The organism is Enterobacter cloacae complex sp. 2024EL-00214 (genome assembly GCF_043945575.1).
Lineage (GTDB): Bacteria > Pseudomonadota > Gammaproteobacteria > Enterobacterales > Enterobacteriaceae > Enterobacter > Enterobacter cloacae_P.
The window spans coordinates 151,968-174,956 of the sequence record NZ_JBIMRC010000008.1; the positions used below are offsets into that span (position 1 = coordinate 151,968).

The following is a 22,989-nucleotide window of genomic DNA, read 5'->3' on the forward strand; positions in this document are numbered from 1 at the left end:
TAGCTGATGCAGAGTCAGAATAAAGGCGCTATTAAACCTGAGGGCAATTCTCCTCTATCCATTTATCAAGTTCAGATTCCACCCAGCCGACAGATTGCATACCCAGGCGGCGTTGTTTAGGAAACGTGGCGTCATAGCGTGGTGACTTTGGGTTAAGCCAGTCGTAGATGGTGGCACGGGCGATACCGAGTTTGCGCACCACAGCAGGCATACGCAGGATTTTCACTGTCTGAATAGTTGTATTCATTTTTCCTCTCTTAACTATATGAAATTACTTTTTGATTAAGTTATCGATTACTACTGCTCGGTGATTGCCTGCAGTCTGGTAAGAGGAATTGATTGTAAGTGAGTATTTTGGTGTAATCTAAGGTCATTAATATATTACTTTTTTTGACATTGACATATGCCTGCGATAACTCCGATACAAAAAGCCGCGTTTGATGCCATTGATAATCTTCACTTTAGTCAGATTGTGATGAATGAGGTTTGCAAAGATCCCATCGCAGAGTGGTATTCCCGCATTATTCTCAAAATCAATAAGATCTTACGGGAAGCCAACATGTCGGAAAAAAAGACTGCGATAGCAAAGCACTACCTGCTGGGAGCGCTGGAAATTATTCTGTCTGTTGATGGCAAACTTTCTTTAGCGATGACTGAGTATGCTGAACAGTCCGGAGTAAGTACGTTTTTTGATGAGGGGACTGACTATGGCGAGAGTACTCAAACAGCGAGCAATTTTGGTCTCACATTGCTTTACACTGCTGCGGAGAACAATGGTGTGGAGGGGGAATTCATTGATCAAACCATTAAAGATCTCATGAATGATGAAGATCTGGCATTATCAGCAACACCGTATCTTATCCGGTATCGTCTGACCGAATGCTGCTATGCACTGGAGTATGCAGATGCTCCTCTTGAGTTTTATCGGGAGCTGGTAGGTTATGGGGTCATTTCATGTGGGAAATACTCTCGAAATATTGATAAGCATGCGAAGGAATCTGGACCTGGAGAATTGTTACAGCTTATACGCACTGGTTTGCTTTTCGAATTTAAGATGCTGCAACGAGTAGTGGCGGTAATGCTGTCACTAAAAAACAATAATACGATTACTTTACCCACGCCTGACCTAAAAATGTCCGCCGTAGAACAAAAAAATATTTCTGATTACTATAAAAGATTAGTCGATAACTGGTTTATGGGAGCGGAACGGAAAGTTTTTGTAAGCTTTCAATGCAAAAACGGTGTTTCTCGGGAGAATGTTATAGCCCTTCTTGAAAATATAAATAAATACTATCTTCATAAACGCATGTTTAGTGGTACCCAGGGCAGTTGGCTGGGAACCCTGGGGGCCTTTGATATTGCATGCGAACATGATGAAGACCCTGTAATTGCAATTTATAATGAGGAGAGTAATAGTCATACCATTTCAGAAAAAATAAGGTTGAAGTATTTGGGGCTTGGTTTTAGTGTATCAGCTAGGAGCCTTTATCTCCGCTATAAATCTGTAAAAAAAGAACGTTACTCTCAAGTGAGGTATTATTGCTTTCTTTTATTGAATCAGGGGTTTATCATCCCTTGGCATCTTGATAATAATTATTATTACGATATGGCTTTGAGATTCTGTAGTACAGGAACTAACGAATGTAATTATCCATAAAGCAGAGGTGGCAGGTATAGTGTTCATTTGGCGATGTGAAAGATAATTACCTTTAGAGGTGGTTTTTATATTTCAAAAATAAGAGGTGTGTCGCTTCATTAAAAATAGTAATCGGCACGAAGAAGAACTCCGGAATATTAGTTCTTTGCCCACCTGACCAGACTGTTCTTATCTCTTTTGTATAGTTCTGGAAAAAACAAATTTTTAACAAGCTCATCTTGAGAAAATTCCATTTAAAAATCGATCTTATGCCTAATTAGTCCTAAAAATCCTTACTCGAATAACAGTAACTTCAATAGTTTAGAAAAATTATACCCCCAGTGATTTTGCTGCCTTTTTTATCAAATTTTCACGGCACTTATAGCAAACTAAAAATAAAAGAAAGGATAATATCGTGCTGACTATTTTACGTAATAATTCATTAGCTTCTAGTTGCTCTTGATAAGAATCTGCAAGTTCACTATATGTTCTCGATAACAGTTGTATCGAAGAAAAATATGACACCATTGCACTATCGCAAATCTCTGATGGAGAATGCTGATCTTGAGAAATATTGCGCATTATTACTCGGGTTTGCGCAACCAAGGCAGCAGATACTTTATCGCGAGATGATGGTGCCGCCAGTCCCGAAACTAATGCCATATAATCCTTAGCCGCATTTTGATTACACTTCGCAAGTTTGGGATAAACCTCGTGTAGATTATCTGCTATGTTGTTAACCAGTTTTCGAGTTTCTTGAGGAAGGTGTACATACCAGCTTCTATATTTTGGCTCTTCAAAAGGCTTCAACATACCAATAATAATCGGTCTCTCTGCTACCCAAAAATCCAGATATCGGGATTCAAATATGTTTAATTTTAATGCAATCCTAGCTACTTCTATAGATGCATGCTCTTTGGACAGCATTTCACTCTTCATTTCATGTTGCTGATTATGATACTCGTTGCGCAGGTTCGTGAATAATTGCAGGTGTTCGATGACAATATTTTCATAATATCCTGGAGGAGTTTCAGGGATTTTCTTTAAACTCAGCCACCCCAAATTAAGCAGTCCAATGCTTATCATGAGTAGTACTGCAGCTATTTCATATCTGTTTCTTTTTATTTGGTAAAAAAATATCATTGATATAATACCATTGGTGATGTTACTTATAAGTAAGTTGCTCGCTTATTTTTTTAATGAAACTTTTAATTTGCGACTGGAGTTTGCAGGTTTTTTGATGCCATTTTGTGATGAAAATATCATTTCCCATTTGTTGTCCCTGTACTCCATTAGCAATTCGGTCATTGCTGTTTTTTCCGAATCCAAATAATCAGGTGCTCGCTAGCTTCCAGTTGAACCGTGGGGCTAACCCGATTCAACTCATCGAGAAAGCCAGCAAGCATCTGAACGGCTAAAGCTACGTTTAGGGAGGCTGATTGCGACACCACCCGGCACCAGTTTCACTGTGTATCACTTACTGATTTCTCATGACGCTAAGGGCTGCATCAAGCGACACAATCGACTCCACTATTGTTCTTACTGTGGAGCGGTCGAATTCGTGGTCTCGCTGTGAATCGTGCACGCCGCTGTTCAGATATCCCCATTCAATGCTGGAGCCGTTGACTCCGAGTAATCTTTCTAATGCAGCAACTGCAGCCGGGGCCCCGGGATGCTGCCCTGAAATGCGATTAACGGCCGATTTCAATTTAGAGCATTTATTATTCAATTCCCAAGGCGAACGTGGTCCACTGAGTTTAATATCAATGCGTCCGTCACCGCGTCTGCCCATCCACGACCAAAGGCTATCGGTAAGGCTTTCCAGGGCGGGACGTGACTGACGAAGAGCTTCACGCTTTTCATCCCCATCTAGAGCCTGCTGCGCAAGCAGAACGTAATTCTTACTCGGTGGATTGCTGTCTACCCGCAGTTCGTGTTCACCATCGTGTGGTAGGAATTTGTAGCGCTTAATGGCTCCTGCCCTTGCTGCACCTAACTCCTGTTGAATTCGGATGAGGAATTCTTCGGCATGGGAAGTCAAGATTACCTGTTTGTCGTCCAGTAGCCCATCTTCAAAGAAGGTACGCCATATACCGTCTCGATGCTCATCATCAATCGCATTAACCACATCATCAAAAATAACCACCGGGCATCCTTGGACAATATTTTTGGCCAACAGAATTGCGAGGCCAAGACATTTGATATGTCCCTCACTGAAAATGATTAGCGCATCGTAACGAATGCCCGGTTCACCGGCGAATTCGACTTCAATTTTGCCATTTTCAGCAACTGGCATATGAAGTGCATGCAGCAGATCGCTAGGTGCATCGCTTCGGTTAAAAGCGTTATACAGATCCCGAGCCTGTTCACCCAATCCCTGAAGCAATATGCCAGGTAGTGCGGCCATGTATCTTTGGATTTCCGGTAGGAATCCGTCGTAAGCTACCTTAATTCGTTGATTTAACTTTATGACAGTTTCTTCTTCAGCAATGGCTTGGAGCAGATCTCGATTATTGTCATTGAACTGGGTCAGATTAGATTGAGCTGCAGCTAGTTCAACGTTGGCGGCTGTGCGCTGCGTACGTAGTCTTTCAATTTCGAACCGATACTGAATCAGACGGTCCCGCTCCTCGGTCAACGCACCACGTTGATTATGTACTGCGAGGGACTGTTTATCGATATGCTCAATCTCTTTGGCAATGCACAGGAGTGTGTTCCAGGGCTGTTTCTCTCCTTCAACCCAGCACTCAAGCCACGCTCCAACTGATGTCTGGGGTAATTCCGGCAGTACTGCAGCATGAAGGGTTTCCGGGCATGCGGCGATTGCTGCCGTTACGGTGCGACGTATTTCCTCCAACAGTAGCTGGAGAGACTCGTTCAGCTCTGTTCGTAATGTTTGCTCCCGCAACTGAATCTGTGCCAACTGCGCCAGGGCTTCAAGTCCCGTACGCGCTCGTATAAAAGGATCCTCTGCTACGGTATCAAGATTTGTACCACAAGCAGGGCAGGTAGTTGCTCCGACAGCCAAGGCCTGCACTGCTTCATACAGTTTTGCATACGATACCTCGGTCGCACGTGATGCAAGTTCCCTTGAGGTCTCTTGCCAACTCCCATGTAGACGGTATGCTTCAGCGAGAAGCGCTTCCAGTCGGGATTGCGTAATCCTATAAACCAGTGGTGGGATAGCATCAAGTTGAGATTGAATATATGGCAGACGTCCCTGCTGAAGTTGTGTACCTTCCAGCCATTCAACGCATGCCTGATAGGTCGCTTCGGGGGATATGCGCTGCGCAAGCGCATTTTCCTGCAATTCAATCAAAGCTATTTTCTGCGGATGTGCTGCAATTACCTGCTCTGAAGCTGCTACCTGCTTTCTCCGTTCGACCAACTGAGCTGCCATTGGTCCGGAAAGCATCAGATCTTGATCGAGTGATGGGTTAAACCCACGGACAAATTCACTGAACTGATCTACACCAAACAACGTTGCGATTAGCTGTCGCTGATCGCTAGGGGTTCTTGCAGCAATACGGGCAAAGTCATCAAGCCGGTTCTTCTCAATGAAACAAAAACGATACTCTGATTCATCAGGCTGGACGGGCCGTAAGTTCTGAGCCTCACCGGCAAGAAGCACTGGCGCATCGTGGTGCTTGAGACGAGCGTTATTGCAATAAAGCCTTTGCTCCACCCGCTTTAACTGCGCTTCACTGATAGTGCCCAGCATTGACACTTCGAGAGCCTCAAAGAAGCTGCTTTTACCTGTACCGTTTGCACCGTAAATGAGAGTGATATCGTGGGAGAGGTCAAATATCTCCTGCCGCATGAATCCACGGAATGGACCAACCTCAAGCTGATGCAATCGGCCCAGAGCAGAACCTGCTTCAGGGGCGTCAGAATTGCCTTCGTAAGCGATGGGCTGATCAATTAGATGTCTTAGGGCTAGGGGGGCAAGACGAACTGAACGCGCCCGGCGAGTCGAGCCGACTTCAGCGAGAGGTTGGATATGATCGAAGATCAGATACGCAAGTCGCCGGACATCATCAGGAACGTCCTGCTGCGTTAAACAATCGAGAAAGCGTTGGTACTCCGAAACAATGCTTGCCATGTATTCTCCTTTACACAGTCGGACGCTGTAGCGCATCCCTGCCTTGGTCATTGTCGTTTGGCGTTAATTTGCTTGGCACAACGGGTCTCAAAGGTTTTCGACATTCAACGCAGTTTGTCCCTGTGAGAGTGACGCGGAAACATCAGATTCATCTTATCTAAACATTATCGGCATTGTTCATCAGAACCTTATGATCCCCTAAGGGGCCCCAGAAAACTGGGACGTCAACCCAATTGTGCTTGCTAACCGGCAAAATTAGCAAGCTACGTTGAATTGTGAGAGGAAGCGTTTCGGGGCTGATGGCTTGGGTCTGAAACCTCCAATTGGCAGAAACTTGATATAGCTCTACAAATGAGAGTTCTGGATAATTGCTCTGCAATAAAAACTTGAAGCCTTAAAGTAAGAGAATAAAGTACTAATGATGCGGATGTTAGGCGGTAAGCGCGGAAATTAGATGTCTTAAGTGGGGGATGCATGGAGTTGACAAAGGAATCTGCATATCAAGCGATTGCAGAGTTTTTTACTGAGAAGCCGTTTGTATTATTTGGTACAGGAACTTCATGTGCACTTGATCTAAATTTTGGGATGCCAGCTCTAGAGCGTCACCTTCGAGCCGAGTTGACTAGTAGTATGACAGATGCTCAGGCGCAACAATGGCAGCAAGTGGTGTCCGCTCTCGATGGTTGTAGCCATGACTTTGAATCTGCTATGGACTTCATCAAGGATGAGACTCTGACTACTCGTATAGTCGAACTAACTGCAAGCTTTGTTGCGTATCACGATAACGTTCACGCCCACCAAATCATTTCAGGATTACGCGATTGGCCAGCTGGAACACTACTGAAAAAGCTTGTTGAAACTCTGCCACAGGCCGATAAACAACTTCACGTTGCAACACCGAATTACGATTTATTAGCTGAATACGCCTTTGTTCGGCACAAGATTCCATATATTACGGGATTCTACGGAGGCTTTCTTCAACGTTATGATTGGAGTGAAGCAAAAAAAATAGTTCAATCTATTCATAAAGGCTTTGGCAAGCCGAGACAACCACCAAGAATCATAGAATGCAAACATATTCGACTGCACAAACCACATGGCTCTTTAAATACCTTTGAATGGGAAGCTCATCTTATCGAATGTAATAGCTGGATTCTCAACAAACCTGAAGGCGTTGTGCGGGCGATGATCACTCCAGGTACGGCTAAATATCAGAGATTACATAAAGACAGGGCCCAGTTGGCTGAATATGATAATGCGGTTGGAAACCATACAAGTTTTCTATTTTTAGGTTTTGGCTTTAACGATTCCCAGCTTGTTAATAACGTATTTAGGCAAAAACTTGAACAAGATCAGTGCCGAGCATTAGTAATTACTCGGGATTCAAACCAAAGAATCGAGGAGTGGTTATCTAAATGCCCAAATATGTGGCTTATCTGCAAACAGACAAATTCAGATAAAAGCAGGATTTACAATTCAAAGTTTGAAAACTGGCTGCATGTAGATGACAAGGAATTATGGCGTTTTGAGGTTTTCACTAATGAGTTCTTAGGAGGGTAATATGGCTCTTTTTACTTTTAATGATGACAGCTACATACTTGGAAATATTCGTGAAGTAGACACCAGAAAAGTAACTATTCTGGTAAACACTGATAAAGATCTGCGGAAGGCTAGAGTTGGACAGCTTGTAGCAGTCCAACTAAGCGGAGCAACTGAATGTTGGCTCATTGGCATGATTGATAAAGTAATAAAAGCAGTAGTCGCTCCGCTCCCTGCCCTAGAAGTGCAAGAAGATGAAGCAGACGAGATAGACGCTTTTGAAGATATTGTAATTAACACAGTCAAGATTACTTTAATGGGCGGGGCCCGATGGGATGCAATTGAGCAAAAATATAAGTTTTCAAGGTCACTAGACCACGTCCCGGAAATAGACTCAACCTGTTATGTACTTAAAGATGCCCATCTCGAAGAGTTCATGCGTGTGATTTCTGAATGTGGTGATGGAGAGCACTCACTGGAGCTAGGCTCTTATAAACTTAATGAGAATGCACGCGCTTATGTTGATGGCAATAAATTGTTCCAGCGACATGCTGCTCTACTTGGTAGCACGGGATCTGGTAAATCATGGACGGTTGCCTCGATTCTGGAAAGGAGTTCGAAACTGCCATCTTCAAACCTAGTTGTATTCGACTTGCACGGTGAGTACAAAGAACTTTCTTATGCCAAACAATTGAGAATACCAGGGCCGGATGAGGTTGATACTGATGATGACTCACTCCTCTTCCTGCCTTATTGGTTACTTAATTCGGAAGAAATTCAGTCATTGTTCGTTGACCGAAGTGAATTCAGTGCACACAACCAAGTAGTTATCGTGCAAGATGCGATTACGGAGCAAAAGAAAGCTTTCCTACAAACGAATGGTCGTAGCGATCTGTTACAAGCTTTTACACTTGACAGTCCAATTCCGTATTCTTTGGATAATGTCATTGGAAAGTTGAGATTTTTAAATGAAGAAAGAATCCCAGGGGCACAAGCTGGAAAGGAAAAAAATGGCCCTTTTAACGGTGAGTTTTCTAGATTGCTGGTCCGAATGGCTAGTCGCTTACAAGATCGACGTTATGGGTTTCTTTTCAATAGTCCGGATAAATACAATCAATACGGTTCGTTAAGTATGATTGCCGAAACACTGATGGGTTTTGGTAACCAAAAAAAGAATATTAAAGTAATTGACTTCTCAGAAGTTCCGGCTGATATATTGCCAGTAATCATTGGGTTGGTTGCCCGCATCATATATCAAGTTCAATTTTGGACGAATCCTGAAAGTCGTAGGCCAGTTGCTTTTGTATGCGATGAGGCTCATCTTTACCTGCCAAGAAAAGAAGGTAACCCAGTTGAACGCAGAGCGGTTGAAGCATTTGAAAAAATCGCTAAAGAAGGCCGCAAATATGGGGTTGCGTTAATGATTGTAAGCCAAAGACCTTCAGATGTAAGTACCACTATACTCAGTCAATGTAACAACATCATTTCATTGCGTTTAACTAATGCGGATGACCAGGCAACAGTACGAAAATTACTACCCGAAAGCCTGGAGAGTCTCTTAGAGGCACTTCCCATCATGGATGTTGGGGAAGCTATGGTTGTGGGTGATTCGGTGCTCCTGCCAAGCAGAATAAAAATTGACCCTCCAACTGAGACACCGTTAAGTGCAACAATAGATTTTTGGTCTCGTTGGCAGGAAAACGTTACCAATACAGACTTTGCATTGGCAGTAGAAAACATGCGTCGACAAAATAGAACAAAGTTATAATCCGAAGCAGCCCCTCGGACGACGGACTTTAGTAGGCTAGGCATGCTCAAGCCCGTCTTCGGATTGTGTCGCATCTCTCAGATCATTTTGAAGAATAACAAATTCTGATAACTCTCTCGTTGATTAATGCATTGTGCTGCCAGCAGATTTTATTTCTGGTATAAGTGGTCTATTGCAACATCATCAGGCTGCGATCAATAAGAAGCGGATGTGCATAACATCCGCTTGGAGTCCATTGATTAAATTTACATAGTGTTACGAGCTTTAAATGAAATCTATGATGATTCAATTTTTACATTTTTACTATTTGGTGTGTTTATCATGAGTTAACGAGGGAGTGTCAGTAAAAAGTTATCGGCAATTTCGAAAAGGCAATCAGTTGGATCTTCCCCTCGTTCCTTCATATGAAGCATTTCACATACTTTTTCATCGTTTACAATGAGTATAAGTTTACCTTGTTCTCTCATAGCTCCTTGCGTCATAGCTAATGCATGTGCCTCTGCTCCCGTCCTTGTCATAATAATTGCCATACGCCTGAGTCCTTTTTCCAAAAGATACTTCTCCGTGGTAAGTATCTGGCCTTGCTTGATTTTCCCTAAATAGTTTTTAAACTCAAAAAGAACATAACGGCTATTTAGGTGTTCAATAACAAATTTCCAAAATTCAGTAGTGGGTCTAATTCGACATACAAAATCATAACGGTTTAAACCATCATCAGTTCTTTTTTGTGAATGCCAGCCGTGTAGATCATTAGGAAACAGATATTTAAGGATTTCCTCGCATTTTTTTTCATATTGACGCCAAGATGCTTTCCCTTTTTTAATACTCTTTAGTTCAAGGCAAAGTTTTGTTCCTTTATTTTTTTGTCGCTCAATCCGGTTACTCTTATTAAGAGCCATATCTCTAATGATAGAGTTACTCTCTTTACGAGAAAGGTGCGTCGTAAGAGCTTCATCTAGATTTACTTCTAATAGTGCATCCAATGATTCCGCTAGTTCAGGATGTGAACTACACCAAATTCTTAAGTCAGCCTGATCCACAAAAGTAATACTGAATTTATTTTCCAGAGCCTCTCGCAACTCAGGTGTGAGAAAGCATGAAACAACTAACATTCCTTTGTTAACACCTGCGGCTACGCCATTGCTGGTAATGCGAGTCGCAGCTGCATCAATAAGTGAGGGCTGAGCTCGAGCTGTGCGGTAGAATTTAACTTCAATAGCCCATCTTTCTCCTCCAAAATCACCGAGAAAATCAAATCCTTCGTCTCCTCTGCAACTATTTCTATTTATTTGAAAATTGTTTGCCTTCAGAATGTGACAAACGAGTTCCTCGAATAACTGCCATGTTGGTTTTAATTTATTCATGTTTTTAACAACCTCATCCAGATATAATAAATCAATATAAAAAAGGAATATATTTTAAACTTTACTTAATGATTGTTTTGTAAAGTTCAATTGTAAACATTAAAATATCTTCACTGTAGGTTTTCATGACTTACAATGTAATATTATAATTATTAATATCAAATAACTTTCTTAGTCAAAAAATTAAGTAAGTTATTAACTATTTCCTGCCCATTCCCTCTGGTTTGATATTGAAAATATACCCACTTTATAGATAGCCATCTTTCCGTTTGTGTTGCCTTATCATATTGATTTTATTGATTTTATTGATTTTATTGGTTTTTTGCAATGGCCAAATCTAATTTGGTGGCACTGAGATCACATTATTATGTACTCATAATTGATAAATAGTCCGCTCCTAGCACTTGTCGGTCTGATGACCCTGACCCGAAATCCTGCGCCATTCAGAAACAGAATTCCGGCATGATCTACACTCCCTGAACGGAGGTGGTGCCGATGAAAAAATCACGATTCACCGAAGAGCAGATTGTTTTTGCCCTCAAACAGGCTGAACTGGGGATGTCCGTGCCGGACGTCTGTCGCAAACTGGGTATTTCCGATGCCACGTTTTATACGTGGCGCAAGAAATACGGTGATATTTCGCCCTCTGAGCTGAAGCACATGCGCCAGCTTGAGGAAGAGAACCTCAGGCTGAAGAAGCTGGTTGCCGATCTGAGCCTCGACAAGGCCATGCTGCAGGATGTGCTGGCAAAAAAGAACTGACGCTGGCACGCCTGCGTGAATGGGTCCGGGACCTGCAGGCACGCTACGGGGCCAGCGAGCGGCAGGTCTGCTTTGCGCTACGGATCAGCCGCAGCTCTTTCCGCTACCGTTCTGTGGCGGCAGACGACAGCGCGCTCCGCCTTCGTATCAGGGAGATCACCGAAACCCGGGTCCACTATGGCTACCGCAGGGTTCACGTTATGCTCAGGCGGGAGGGCTGGCGCGATAATCATAAACGCATTTACCGGCTCTATCGCGAGCAGGGGCTGTCCCTGCGTCTCAAGCGTCCGCGTCGGAATAAATCGGCCCAGCGGCGACAGCCCCAGCCTCAGGGGCTTTATCCGAATCATGTCTGGGGCATGGATTTTGTTTCTGACGCCCTGTTTGACGGGCGTCGGTTACGCCTGCTGACGGTCATTGACCTCTACACGCGCGAATGTCTGGGGATCTGCGTGGGCCAGAATCTGCGCTCAACGGAGGTTGCCGAAATGCTGAACAGTATTGCGCTCAGACGCCCCTTGCCGCAGTTACTGAAAACCGATAACGGCTCTGAATTTGCAGGGATAATGCTGGACAAATGGGTGTATGAACGAGGGATCCGAATAGACTTCTCACGGCCGGGAACACCGACGGACAATGCCACGGTGGAGTCGTTCAACGGCAGGCTGCGACAGGAATGTCTGAACGAGAACTGGTTCATGTCCCTGGAGGACGCACGGTGCAAAATCGAGGCCTGGCGCATACACTATAATCAGAGGCGTCCCCATTCTGCGCTGGGATGGATGACCCCGTCCGAATTTGCAGAAAAATCTGTCGATTGCCAGAATATGCAGCCAACATGAAGCCGGTTATTCCTGATTATGACTGGAGCATATTCGGGGTCAGGGTCACTGACATTTAAAGCCTCATTCATCGCGGCACTAAAGTCGGGGTCGTCATTAGTTATCCGTCACCCTACTAACCTCATTCCTTTCATACCGCCCTCAACCATACTTCCACGATCAGCAGCCATCACAAAATCAGCCCACCACTGCATCATGGGCCGCCGCTGCTCAAGATAATCACTGCGGTTATAGGCACGACGGACCTCATTCTTATCTACATGCGCAAGGGCCGCCTCAATAACATCAGGTGGGAAGCCTTGTTCATTTAGGGCTGTACTGGCGATAGATCTCAGACCGTGTGAAACGAGCACCCCACCAAAACCTGCGCGTTTCAGCGATGCGTTAACGGTCTGACTGTTCATCGGCTGGTTTGGCTTGATGCGGCTGGGAAAGATAAATTCTCGATTTCCACTTAACGGCTTCATCATCTCCAATATCGCAATCGCTTCATCTGACAATGGAACAGTATGGTCACGGTTCATTTTCATGCGTGCTGCAGGAATCTTCCACTCTCGCGCTTCTATGTCTACCTCTTCCCAGCGAGCTTCAGCCGCTTCGGCAGGGCGGGTAATAGTAAGAAGTTGCCACATGAACAGGCAGCGTGTGGAAAGGCTAATGCTGGCTGTTCGCATTGTCTGCATCAGTTGAGGTAGCTGGTCCGGTCGAATGCTGGGCATGTTCTTTTTCTGAGGCTTCTCGAAGGCTTTACCGATATTAACGCTGGGAACAGCATCAATCAGCCCTGTGTTTTGGGCATAGATCATGACCTCATTAATGCGTTGGCACAGTCGACGAACGGTTTCCAGTGCTCCTCTGGCCTGAACAGGTTGAACGGCCTGAACCAGTGTGTGAGCTTTAATATCTGTAACGCTAACGTCCCCAATTGCAGGAAAGACATCTCTCTCAAGAGAGCGCCAGATATCTTCTGCATAGTCCACTGTCACGCTTGCTTTCTTCACATTCCACCAACGTTCAGCTACGAGCTGGAAAGTATTGGTTTTGGCTTCAATTGAACTGCGCAGTTGTTCCTGCTGATGTTCCTGGGGATCAATTTGTTTCGCCAGAAGAGAGCGGGACTCTGCCCGATAGTTTCGGGCATCGGCAAGGGTAACTGACGGGTAGGGGCCTATGCTCTTCTTCGCACGTTTCTTAGTGACAGGGCGAATGTAGCGAAACTGCCAGATTTTACTTCCGCTGGATTTGATGAGTAGCTCAAGGCCATCACCATCATAGAGAACGTAGTCCGCTTCTTTGGGTTTGGCGGATTCGATTTCTTTAACGGATAGAGGTTTGGTTTGTCTTGCCATTGCTGGGTTTCCATAGTTTTAGGCACCTCAAAAACAATAAAGCTTTATGAGGTGCCTAACAAGGTGCCTAAAAGGTTCGGATTTAATTAGTTCTCTTCGGACTTCGCGGGACAAATTGAGGGCGCAAAAAAGCCCGCAGGGCTTGCGCCGTGCGGGCTCTTAGGACTTCATCGGATGACTCTGGTAATCACCGATGGAGAATTTTGGTGGAGCTGGCGGGAGTTGAACCCGCGTCCGAAATTTCTACATCCTCGGTACTACATGCTTAGTTTGTCTTTACATTCGCACGCCAGCTGCGGACAGACACGCCACTAACGTACTAGCCTGATTAGTTTTAACGCTTCAACCCCAGGCAGGGCTTCCACGCGATCTCTTTTGGGTTTGACCTCTCTTTGATCCCCGTCTTAAGAGCGGAAGCTAGGGAGAGAGGGCTCAGAGCAGGTTATTAAGCTGCTAAAGCGTAGTTTTCGTCGTTTGCGACTATTTTTTTGCGGCTTTTAACGAGGCAAACCGCCCCTCGGCATGCACCTTGGGTTTCGCAAATCCCGTCGAATCCAGAATCAGCCCCAATAGTGTTACGCTGAGTATACCAGATTTCACTTCCTGGTTACCAGCCCAGAACGCTAACTTATTGAATAGTACAATAAGTGTGCAGAATCAACGTCCTGCGTTTTTCATGATACGTGCTTTGTCGAGCTGCCACTCGCGCTCTTTCAGGTCGGTACGTTTGTCGTGCTGTTTTTTACCTTTCGCGACGCCGATTTTCACTTTGCACCAGGCGTTTTTCCAGTACATAGAGAGCGCAACCACAGTGAAGCCTTCACGGTTAATACGTCCGTAGAGGGATTCCAGCTCACGTTTGTTCAGCAGCAGCTTACGGGTGCGCGTTGGGTCACAAACGTAGTGTGAAGAGGCAACGGTCAGCGGCGTAAAGTTCGCGCCGAACAGGAAGGCTTCGCCGTCTTTCAGGATCACGTAGCTATCGCCGATGTTCGCTTTCCCGGCGCGCAGTGATTTGACTTCCCAGCCCTGCAGCGCAAGGCCTGCTTCGAATTCTTCTTCGATGAAATACTCATGGCGAGCACGCTTGTTGAGCGCAATGGTCGCTGAGCCTGGTTTATGTGCTTTTTTCTTCGTCATAAGTGTCGTAAAGCCGTCGGTAATCTGATTTCAAAAAGTCACCTCATTGCGTCCTGTGAGGTCTAACGCGCTATCTTAGCACGAGATGAGGCTTAGCGTTTTTTTAACAGGTGATAAATGTTATTATTTGTCCGTTGTGTGACCATGGAAAATGCTATGCCTCAGATTAGCCGTACTGCGCTTGTCCCTTACAGCGTGGAACAAATGTATCAGTTAGTGAACGATGTTCAGTCTTATCCGCAGTTTATTCCGGGATGTACCGGTAGCCGGGTACTGGAATCTGGCCCGACGCAGATGACTGCGGCGGTGGATGTCTCCAAAGCGGGGATTAGCAAGACGTTCACCACCCGCAATACGCTGACCGATAATCAGAGTATTTTGATGCATCTGGTGGATGGTCCGTTTAAGACCCTGATGGGAGGCTGGAAGTTTACGCCTCTGAGCGCTGACGCCTGCCGCATCGAATTCCATCTGGATTTTGAGTTTACCAATAAGATGATTGAACTGGCGTTTGGCCGCATCTTCAAAGAGCTGGCCTCAAACATGGTTCAGGCATTCACGACCCGCGCCAAAGAGGTCTACAGTGTCGCATAAGATTGCTGTGGAAGTGGTGTATGCGCTGCCAGAGAAGCAGTATCTGCAGCGTGTGACTCTGGAAGAAGGGGCGACGGTTGAGTCTGCTATCCGTGCTTCAGGCCTGCTTGAGCTTCGCAGCGATATCGATCTGGCGAAGAATAAAGTTGGGATTTATAGCCGTCCGGTTAAGCTTGCGGATGTACTGAAGGACGGTGACCGGGTTGAGATTTATCGCCCACTGATTGCCGACCCGAAAGAATTGCGTCGTCAGCGTGCGGAGAAATCTGCGCAGTAGCGTTTTTCCCCTCACTTTACCTCTCTCTGTAGGGGCGAGGGGATAAAAAGAAAAACAAAAAAAGGTGCTCATTGAGCACCTTTTTGCATTTCTGACGCCTGATTATTTGGTCAGAGCAGGCTTGTTGTCGATGTTGGTCAACACACCGGCACTGCTGAAGGTCAGCGTCAGGGTCTGCTGGGTCACGTCTTCGTGGCCTGGCTGCTGACGGAATACATAGAACCAGGTGTTTGTCCCAAACGGATCGGACATCATCGGGGTTCCCAGTGCATAAGCGACCTGCTGTTGTGTCATTCCTGGGCGGATTTTGGACACATCGTTAGGAGTAAGGTAGTTCCCCTGGTTGATGTCAGGACGGTAAACCACTTTCTCCAGAGTGGAACAGCCTGCGGTCAACATCAGAAGAACCGCTGCGGCAGCGGTCAGCGTTTTACAGCGCATAGTGATTTGATTCCTTTTCGGGCCCGAGCAGTACGCGGCTCATATGTAATATGCCGATGATAATAGACCTTGCCCCACTTTGAAACCGGTCTGGCGGCGTTTTTATTGTTCTCTATGACCCTGAGATCCCGAAAAAGTTTATGCCGCCAGTAGTTCTTTCGCGTTAGCAAGGGTGTTGCGGGTGACTTCACTGCCGCCTAGCAGGCGCGCCAGCTCTTGCAGACGCGAACGTTTATCCAGTGGTTTCATATGCGTTTCGGTCATTTCACCATCAGTTTCTTTGCTGACGATAAAGTGGTGGTGACCACAACCTGCAACCTGCGGCAAGTGGGTGACGCACATCACCTGAGTTGATTCACCTAACTGACGTAACAGCTTGCCGACCACCGCCGCCGTCGGGCCGCTGATCCCCACATCGACTTCATCGAAAATCAACGCCGGGGTTTCCATTTTACGAGCAGTGATCACCTGAATCGCCAGGGCTATACGCGACAACTCACCGCCGGATGCCACTTTGGAAATAGGTTGTAGCGGCTGACCAGGGTTCGTGGTGACGCGGAATTCAATGCGATCTGCACCTTCAGCCGTCAGGTGGTTTTCTTCAAAGCGGACATCAATAGTGAATACGCCGTGTGGCATCGCCAGGGTGTGCATACTGTCGGTGATGTGCTGGCCTAATTCTTGCGCATAATGCTGGCGGATATCATGCAGCTGTTTTGCCGTTACGAGTGCCTGCTGATGGTGCAGATTCACCGCCAGGGATAAGGTTTCCAGTGAGTCGGCCTGATCGTCGAGCTGCTGCTGTTCATCAAGCAGAGACTGATAATAGCCCGGTAATTCTTCTGGCGTGACGTGGTGCTTGCGCGCCAGCGAAATCTGTCTGGAGATGCGTTGCTCCAGTTCGAACAGACGGTTGGGATCGAGATCCAGACGTTCACAGTAGTGTCGCAGTTCGTCGCCCGCTTCAGAGATCTGAATGGCGGCCTCTTCCAGCATATCCAGTACACCGGAGAGTTTGCTGTCCATACCGGCCAGTTCAGTGACTAACTGACGCACATTATACAACTGGCTTTGCAGATTCACGTCCTCGCCATCCGCCAGCATGTCCAGCGCATTCTGGCTGGTCGAGAGCAGGTGACCACTGTTGGCCAGACGCTTGTACTCTTCATCAATTTGCTCGAACTCACCCGCCTGTGGGTTGAATTCGTTCAGTTCTTTCAACTGATATTCCAGCAACTCAGCACGTGCAGCACGCTCCTGGCTTTGCTGTTGATGCTGTGCGAGCTCGCGACAGCTCTGGTGCCACTGGCGATAGTGCTCCGCCATCAGTTGAGTGAGCGCATACTCACCCGCGTAACCGTCGAGCAGGGCTTTCTGTTGCTCTGGTTTAATCAGCTGCTGATGGGCGTGTTGACCGTGGATCTGGATGAGCAACTGGCCGAGTTCGCGCAGTTGGGAAAGAGGGACGGCTGTACCGTTAATAAAGCCACGAGAGCGGCCGTCGCTGCTGATGACGCGACGAAGTAAACACTCACGTCCGTCTTCCAGCTGGTTCTCTTCCAGCCAGCACAGGGCGGCCGGGGTATCTTTCAGGGAAAAGCGGGCACAGAGATCGGCACGGTTTGCACCGGTGCGCACCATATCACCCTCTGCACGGCCGCCGAGGCACAAGCCGAGGGCATCAATGGCAATGGATTTACCCGCACCGGTTTCCCCGGTGATTGCCGTCATGCCGCTGTGGAAGTCGATCTCAAGCTCACGAACAATGGCAAAGTTGCTGATGGTCAGTTGTGTCAGCATAATTGCTTTCCTGTATGAAAAACCATAACTGTGTTTTCATACAGTATAAACTGGTTTTTTATACAGTAAAGTGCTGGATGCAAAATCAGAACAATTTTTTTGACCAGCCAAGCTTTGAGCTTAATGTGTTGAAATAACTGTAATCTTTTGGGTGAATAAGATTCAGGTGGTAATCGCAGCGGCGAATTAATACATCTTCACCTTCCTGAATAGGCAGTGCGATCTGGCTGTCGCAGCTGATCTCCAGGTCGTTGCGGCGGTGTGAGAAACGCAGGCGAATGGTGCTGCTGCCGTTAATGACCAGCGGGCGGGCAGAGAGCGTATGCGGGAACATTGGCACCAGCGTGATGGCATCCAGTGACGGGGTCAGAATTGGGCCGCCTGCAGAGAGCGAGTAGGCCGTTGAACCTGTTGGCGTGGAGATAATGAGCCCATCAGAACGTTGCGAGAAGGCGAAGATTTCGTCGATGTAGACTTCGAACTCAATCATGTGCGCCACTTTGCCGGGGTGAAGAACCACTTCGTTAATCGCGGTGCTGATGCGCTTCTGACAGTCTTGCTGGCACACCTGGGCTTCAAGCAGAAAACGTTTTTCGCTGATATAGTGACCTTCCAGCACGTCAGCCAGCTGTTGCTGGGCGTTGTCCGGGTCGAGGTCAGTCAGAAAACCGAGGTTGCCGCGGTTGATACCGATGACCTTGATATCATAGCGAGCGAGGGTACGTGCTGCGCCCAGCATATTGCCATCGCCGCCGACCACCACAGCGAGGTCTGCCTGTTGGCCAATTTCCGCCAGCGTGCCGGTTTTGACGCCCTTGAGCTGCAGCTCCTGAGCGATTTGCTGTTCGACCATCACTTCATAGCCTTTGCTACACAGCCAGCGATACAACATTTCATGTGTCGTCAATGCGGTAGGGTGACGCGGATGCCCGACGATCCCAATACACCTGAAATGATTATTCATTTTCTGGAGGTCCTTGTGCCTGATGAATGATGACAATCTGTCTTGTTCCCTTGAATCCCGGAAACTGATCCCCATAATAAGCGAAGTTAGCGAGATGAATGCAGAAAAACGCGGAGAAATTCATGAGTAGTAAAGAACAGAAAACGCCTGAGGGGCAAGCCCCTGAAGAAATTATCACGGAACAGCACGATGAAGTTGAGGCGTTAGAGCCAGACGCGTCTGCTGAGCAGGTGGACCCGCGCGATGAAAAAATTGCGAATCTGGAAGCCCAGTTGGTAGAAGCACAGAATCGTGAGCGCGAAGGTGTGCTGCGCATCAAAGCGGAAATGGAAAACCTGCGCCGCCGTACTGAGATGGACGTTGAAAAAGCGCATAAATTTGCGCTGGAGAAATTCGTCAACGAACTGCTGCCGGTAGTGGATAGCCTGGATCGCGCGCTGGAAGTGGCTGACAAAGCTAACCCGGACAACGCGGCAATGATTGAAGGCATCGAACTGACGCTGAAATCTATGCTTGATGTGGTGCGCAAGTTTGGCGTGGAAGTGATTGCCGATACCAACGTGCCGCTGGATCCAAACGTTCACCAGGCGATTGCGATGGTGGAATCAGAAGACGTTACCGCAGGTAATGTGCTGGGCGTGATGCAGAAAGGTTATACCCTGAATGGCCGTACCATTCGTGCTGCAATGGTAACCGTGGCGAAAGCGAAAGCGTAATTTGCCATCTGTAGTGCCGGGTGGCGGCATTCGCCTTACCCGGCCTACATTCGACTTCCTACTCAGAAATACTTTCCCGAATCGGCTTAACGGGCAGAATTTTCACCTGCTTAATCATATTGTCCTGCACGTCCAGGATATCAATATCGTATTGATCAATTCGTACCCGCGTGCCCGCTGCCGGGATCTCTTCCAGTGCTTCCAGAATCATCCCGTTCATGGTGCGAGCCTCGTCTTCCGGCAGATGCCAGTTAAAGGCTTTATTAAGTTCACGAATATTGGCGCTACCGTCGATCAGCACGGAGCCGTCATTTTGCGGAGTGACTTCTTCAGCAAGGGAAGGTGACATTGATGTTGTAAAGTCCCCGACAATTTCTTCCAGAATATCTTCGACCGTCACCAGTCCCTGAATGTCGCCGTACTCATCCACTACCAGCCCGACTTTCTTCTTATTACGCTGAAACTTCACCAGTTGCGTACTGAGTGGCGTTCCTTCTGGTACGTAGTAAATTTCGTCAGCGGCGCGCAGCATCACCTCTTTTGTGAACTCTTTTTTCTCGGTCATCAGGCGATAGGCCTCGCGCACGCGCAGCATGCTGATGGTGTCGTCCAGTGAGTCACGATAGAGCACGATACGCCCGTGCGGCGAGTGCGTCAGCTGGCGAACGATGGCTTTCCAGTCGTCGTTGATGTCAATCCCGACGATTTCATTGCGCGGTACCATGATGTCGTCAACGCTGACCTTTTCCAGATCCAGCACCGAGAGCAGCATGTCCTGGTTACGACGGGATATTTGCGAGCGGGATTCGTTCACGATAGTGCGCAGCTCGTCTTTACTGAGCGCACTGCTGATGGTGACATCGGCTTTGATTCCCACCATACGCATCAGTAAGCGGGTAACCATATTCAGGAGCCATACCAGCGGCATCATCAGGATTTGCAGTGGCGCAAGCAGGAAGCTGCTCGGGTAGGCGACTTTTTCAGGGTAAAGCGCGGCGATGGTTTTTGGGAGTACTTCAGCAAATACCAGCACCACAAACGTCAGTACACCGGTGGCGATGGCGACGCCCGCATTACCATACAGGCGCATCCCAACGATGGTACCCAGTGCAGAGGCGAGAATATTGACAAGGTTGTTACCGATAAGCACCAGGCTAATCAGGCGATCCGGTTTTCGGAGTAATTTTTCAACGCGACGCGCGGCACGGTTACCCTGCTTCGCACGATGACGTAACCGGTAACGGTTTAAGGTCATCATGCCGGTTTCTGAACCAGAGAAATAGGCGGAGATGACCACCATGACGATCAGCGTGACGATCAGCGTGGTGGTAGAGATGTGTTCCAGGGGGAACTCCTTTGTTACTTAGCCAGCAAATTGCTGTATAAAGCGGCTGCCAAAATAGGCAAGGGTGAGAATGCCTGCGCCCGCAACGTTAAACCAGACCACGCGACGACCGCGCCAGCCTTCATGATAATGGCCCCATAACAGGACAATATAGACAAACCACGCGACGATGGAGAGAACCGCTTTGTCGATATTCTCCACGCTGAACAGGTTTTTCATATAAAACAGGCCAGTGCAGAGTGTTAACGTCAGCAGAACAACACCAACCTGCGTAATGTGGAACATCTTACGCTCAATGACCATCAGCGGCGGCATCTCATGGTTGAACGCCAGCTTTTTGTTTTTCAGCTGGTAGTCAATCCAGGCGAGCTGCATGGCGTAGAGCGCGGCAATGATCAGCGTCGCGTAAGCGAACAGCGACAGACCAATATGCACCAGCATGCCCGGTGTGGCTTCCAGGTGGGTGATGAACTCATTGGGCATAAAGGTGGCTAAGGCCAGATTGATCAACGCGAAGGTGTAGACAATCGGCAGCAACAGCCAGCCACGATTTTTAGACGCAACAATGGTCATCACCGTGCAGATCATCAGGCTGACCAGCGAACCGACGTTCAGCACGCTCAGGTTTTGTACGCTACCGTCACCAGGAATAATGCGTGATTCCAGTGCAAAAGCGTGGCTGATTAGTGCGATCACCGCCGAAAGAATAGCCATGCGCCGCCAGCCGCTGTTTTTTTGCAGCAGGCCGGGAATGATCAGCGCGAGGCTGACAGAATAGGCAACAAGGGCGATCAGTGCGAAAACAGGCATATAGGCGTCGGCAGTTGTCTTAATAAGAAAGAGAAGCAGTATAACGTTACGTGACGCCTGCTCCAACCGTTGCATAACAACAAAGCCGCCTTCATGTTATACTGCGGCAAAATTCTGTGTATGTGTCGCAGCTCGCGACCCAACGTTTCTACCCAGGCGAGAGACAATGTTTGATAATTTAACCGATCGTTTGTCGCGCACGCTGCGCAACATCAGCGGCCGTGGACGCCTTACTGAAGAGAACATCAAGGAAACGCTGCGCGAAGTGCGTATGGCGCTGCTCGAAGCAGACGTTGCGTTACCGGTCGTGCGTGATTTTATCAACCGCGTAAAAGAAAAAGCGGTTGGTCATGAAGTTAACAAGAGCCTGACTCCGGGTCAGGAGTTCGTCAAAATCGTTCGTAATGAACTGGTTTCGGCGATGGGCGAAGAAAACCAGGTACTTAACCTGGCCGCTCAGCCGCCAGCGGTCGTGCTGATGGCTGGTTTGCAGGGTGCGGGTAAAACGACCAGCGTTGGTAAGCTGGGTAAATTCCTGCGCGAAAAACACAAGAAAAAGGTGCTGGTTGTTTCTGCCGACGTGTATCGCCCGGCGGCGATCAAACAGCTGGAAACGCTGGCAGAGCAGGTTGGCGTGGATTTCTTCCCGTCGGACGTTGCCCAAAAGCCTGTCGACATCGTTAATGCGGCGCTGAAAGAAGCGAAGCTGAAGTTCTACGACGTGCTGCTGGTGGATACCGCCGGTCGTCTGCACGTTGATGAAGCGATGATGGACGAGATCAAGCAGGTGCATGCCTCTATCAACCCGGTAGAGACCCTGTTTGTTGTTGACGCCATGACCGGTCAGGATGCGGCGAATACCGCGAAAGCGTTTAACGAAGCCCTGCCGTTAACCGGTGTGGTTCTGACTAAGGTTGACGGTGACGCCCGTGGCGGTGCGGCGCTTTCTATTCGTCATATCACCGGTAAGCCGATCAAATTCCTCGGTGTAGGCGAGAAAACTGAAGCGCTGGAGCCGTTCCACCCGGATCGTATCGCTTCCCGTATCCTCGGTATGGGCGACGTACTGTCGCTGATCGAAGATATCGAGAGCAAGGTTGACCGCGCACAGGCTGAGAAGCTGGCGAGCAAACTGAAAAAAGGTGATGGTTTCGATCTCACCGATTTCCTTGAACAACTGCGTCAGATGAAAAACATGGGCGGCATGGCAAGCCTGATGGGCAAACTGCCGGGTATGGGGCAAATTCCTGACAACGTAAAAGCGCAGATGGATGACAAGGTGCTGGTGCGTATGGAGGCGATCATCAACTCGATGACCCTCAAAGAACGTGCTAACCCGGACATCATCAAAGGTTCCCGTAAACGCCGTATCGCAGCCGGTTGCGGCATGCAGGTGCAGGACGTTAACCGTCTTCTGAAACAGTTCGACGACATGCAGCGCATGATGAAGAAAATGAAGAAAGGCGGCATGGCAAAAATGATGCGCGGAATGAAAGGCATGATGCCCCCTGGATTCCCTGGCCGCTAAAAACAAGGGCAT

Annotated in this window: 19 protein-coding genes and 1 other RNA gene; 8 read left to right on the forward strand and 12 right to left on the reverse strand. The window is 47.6% G+C overall.

Annotation, left to right across the window (positions count from 1 at the left end):
* Positions 1-31 precede the first annotated feature (31 nt).
* A complete protein-coding gene (locus ACHHZ6_RS11595) occupies positions 32-247 on the reverse strand; it encodes an AlpA family phage regulatory protein (protein ID WP_032642895.1) in 216 nt (71 codons plus the stop codon).
* Between the two features lie 312 nt (positions 248-559).
* Here ACHHZ6_RS11595 and ACHHZ6_RS11600 point away from each other — a divergent pair, with 312 nt between their 5' ends.
* Entirely contained in the window at positions 560-1,657 is a 1,098-nt protein-coding gene (locus ACHHZ6_RS11600) for a hypothetical protein (protein ID WP_225367888.1), read from the forward strand.
* A 309-nt stretch (positions 1,658-1,966) separates the two neighbouring features.
* On the opposite strand, the gene ACHHZ6_RS11605 is transcribed toward ACHHZ6_RS11600, so the two are convergent.
* Positions 1,967-2,722, reverse strand: a complete 756-nt coding sequence (locus tag ACHHZ6_RS11605) for a hypothetical protein (protein ID WP_127348427.1) — start codon at positions 2,720-2,722, stop codon at positions 1,967-1,969.
* Positions 2,723-3,113: 391 nt separating this feature from the next.
* Positions 3,114-5,738 carry an AAA family ATPase gene (locus ACHHZ6_RS11610; protein ID WP_032642889.1) on the reverse strand — a complete coding sequence of 875 codons (2,625 nt, stop codon included), beginning with the start codon at positions 5,736-5,738 and terminating at the stop codon, positions 3,114-3,116.
* A gap of 474 nt (positions 5,739-6,212) precedes the next feature.
* Here ACHHZ6_RS11610 and ACHHZ6_RS11615 point away from each other — a divergent pair, with 474 nt between their 5' ends.
* Both ACHHZ6_RS11615 and ACHHZ6_RS11620 read left to right on the forward strand, forming a co-directional pair.
* Positions 6,213-7,298, forward strand: coding sequence for an SIR2 family protein (locus ACHHZ6_RS11615; RefSeq protein ID WP_032949838.1), 1,086 nt, complete (start codon positions 6,213-6,215; stop codon positions 7,296-7,298).
* A gap of 1 nt (position 7,299) precedes the next feature.
* A complete protein-coding gene (locus tag ACHHZ6_RS11620; protein WP_032642885.1) occupies positions 7,300-9,045 on the forward strand; it encodes an ATP-binding protein in 1,746 nt (581 codons plus the stop codon).
* A 326-nt stretch (positions 9,046-9,371) separates the two neighbouring features.
* On the opposite strand, the gene ACHHZ6_RS11625 is transcribed toward ACHHZ6_RS11620, so the two are convergent.
* Positions 9,372-10,409: a restriction endonuclease gene (locus tag ACHHZ6_RS11625; RefSeq protein WP_032642883.1), complete on the reverse strand. Its 1,038-nt coding sequence runs from the start codon at positions 10,407-10,409 to the stop codon at positions 9,372-9,374.
* A 495-nt stretch (positions 10,410-10,904) separates the two neighbouring features.
* Here ACHHZ6_RS11625 and ACHHZ6_RS11630 point away from each other — a divergent pair.
* A protein-coding gene (locus ACHHZ6_RS11630; protein WP_101677551.1) for an IS3 family transposase occupies positions 10,905-12,013 on the forward strand; the annotation gives its coding sequence in 2 pieces (ribosomal slippage) (positions 10,905-11,166 and positions 11,166-12,013; 1,110 coding nt in all).
* A 107-nt stretch (positions 12,014-12,120) separates the two neighbouring features.
* On the opposite strand, the gene ACHHZ6_RS11635 is transcribed toward ACHHZ6_RS11630, so the two are convergent.
* The 3 genes from ACHHZ6_RS11635 to smpB form a co-directional block, all read right to left on the reverse strand.
* Positions 12,121-13,362, reverse strand: coding sequence for an integrase (locus ACHHZ6_RS11635; protein ID WP_032642877.1), 1,242 nt, complete (start codon positions 13,360-13,362; stop codon positions 12,121-12,123).
* A gap of 204 nt (positions 13,363-13,566) precedes the next feature.
* Positions 13,567-13,930, reverse strand: a transfer-messenger RNA (tmRNA) gene (ssrA, locus tag ACHHZ6_RS11640).
* Between the two features lie 89 nt (positions 13,931-14,019).
* Complete coding sequence (gene smpB, locus ACHHZ6_RS11645; protein WP_063956759.1) at positions 14,020-14,502, reverse strand: SsrA-binding protein SmpB; 483 nt, start codon at positions 14,500-14,502, stop codon at positions 14,020-14,022.
* A 156-nt stretch (positions 14,503-14,658) separates the two neighbouring features.
* Here smpB and ACHHZ6_RS11650 point away from each other — a divergent pair, with 156 nt between their 5' ends.
* Together ACHHZ6_RS11650 and ACHHZ6_RS11655 are read left to right on the forward strand one after the other, a co-directional pair.
* A complete protein-coding gene (locus ACHHZ6_RS11650) occupies positions 14,659-15,096 on the forward strand; it encodes a type II toxin-antitoxin system RatA family toxin (RefSeq protein WP_395122246.1) in 438 nt (145 codons plus the stop codon).
* On the forward strand, positions 15,086-15,373 hold the full coding sequence (locus ACHHZ6_RS11655) for an RnfH family protein (protein ID WP_182272356.1): 288 nt from the start codon (positions 15,086-15,088) through the stop codon (positions 15,371-15,373). The genes ACHHZ6_RS11650 and ACHHZ6_RS11655 overlap by 11 nt, the downstream gene beginning before the upstream one ends.
* A 102-nt stretch (positions 15,374-15,475) precedes the next feature.
* Here the strand turns inward: ACHHZ6_RS11655 and bamE are convergent, their stop codons facing one another.
* From bamE to nadK, 3 genes are all read right to left on the reverse strand, one after another.
* A complete protein-coding gene (gene bamE, locus ACHHZ6_RS11660; RefSeq protein WP_182272355.1) occupies positions 15,476-15,814 on the reverse strand; it encodes an outer membrane protein assembly factor BamE in 339 nt (112 codons plus the stop codon).
* A 138-nt stretch (positions 15,815-15,952) separates the two neighbouring features.
* Complete coding sequence (gene recN / locus ACHHZ6_RS11665; RefSeq protein WP_395122247.1) at positions 15,953-17,614, reverse strand: DNA repair protein RecN; 1,662 nt, start codon at positions 17,612-17,614, stop codon at positions 15,953-15,955.
* A gap of 85 nt (positions 17,615-17,699) precedes the next feature.
* On the reverse strand, positions 17,700-18,578 hold the full coding sequence (nadK, locus tag ACHHZ6_RS11670) for an NAD(+) kinase (protein WP_182272353.1): 879 nt from the start codon (positions 18,576-18,578) through the stop codon (positions 17,700-17,702).
* Between the two features lie 122 nt (positions 18,579-18,700).
* Here nadK and grpE point away from each other — a divergent pair, with 122 nt between their 5' ends.
* Positions 18,701-19,294 (forward strand): nucleotide exchange factor GrpE, encoded by a 594-nt coding sequence (gene grpE, locus ACHHZ6_RS11675; RefSeq protein WP_182272352.1) that lies wholly within the window; start codon positions 18,701-18,703, stop codon positions 19,292-19,294.
* Between the two features lie 58 nt (positions 19,295-19,352).
* Here the strand turns inward: grpE and ACHHZ6_RS11680 are convergent, their stop codons facing one another.
* Positions 19,353-20,639, reverse strand: a complete 1,287-nt coding sequence (locus tag ACHHZ6_RS11680; protein WP_182274560.1) for an HlyC/CorC family transporter — start codon at positions 20,637-20,639, stop codon at positions 19,353-19,355.
* A gap of 18 nt (positions 20,640-20,657) precedes the next feature.
* On the reverse strand, positions 20,658-21,449 hold the full coding sequence (locus ACHHZ6_RS11685; protein ID WP_032666789.1) for an inner membrane protein YpjD: 792 nt from the start codon (positions 21,447-21,449) through the stop codon (positions 20,658-20,660).
* Positions 21,450-21,615: 166 nt separating this feature from the next.
* Between ACHHZ6_RS11685 and ffh the strand changes: the two genes are divergently transcribed.
* On the forward strand, positions 21,616-22,977 hold the full coding sequence (ffh, locus tag ACHHZ6_RS11690; RefSeq protein WP_014884878.1) for a signal recognition particle protein: 1,362 nt from the start codon (positions 21,616-21,618) through the stop codon (positions 22,975-22,977).
* The last annotated feature ends 12 nt before the right edge of the window (positions 22,978-22,989 follow it).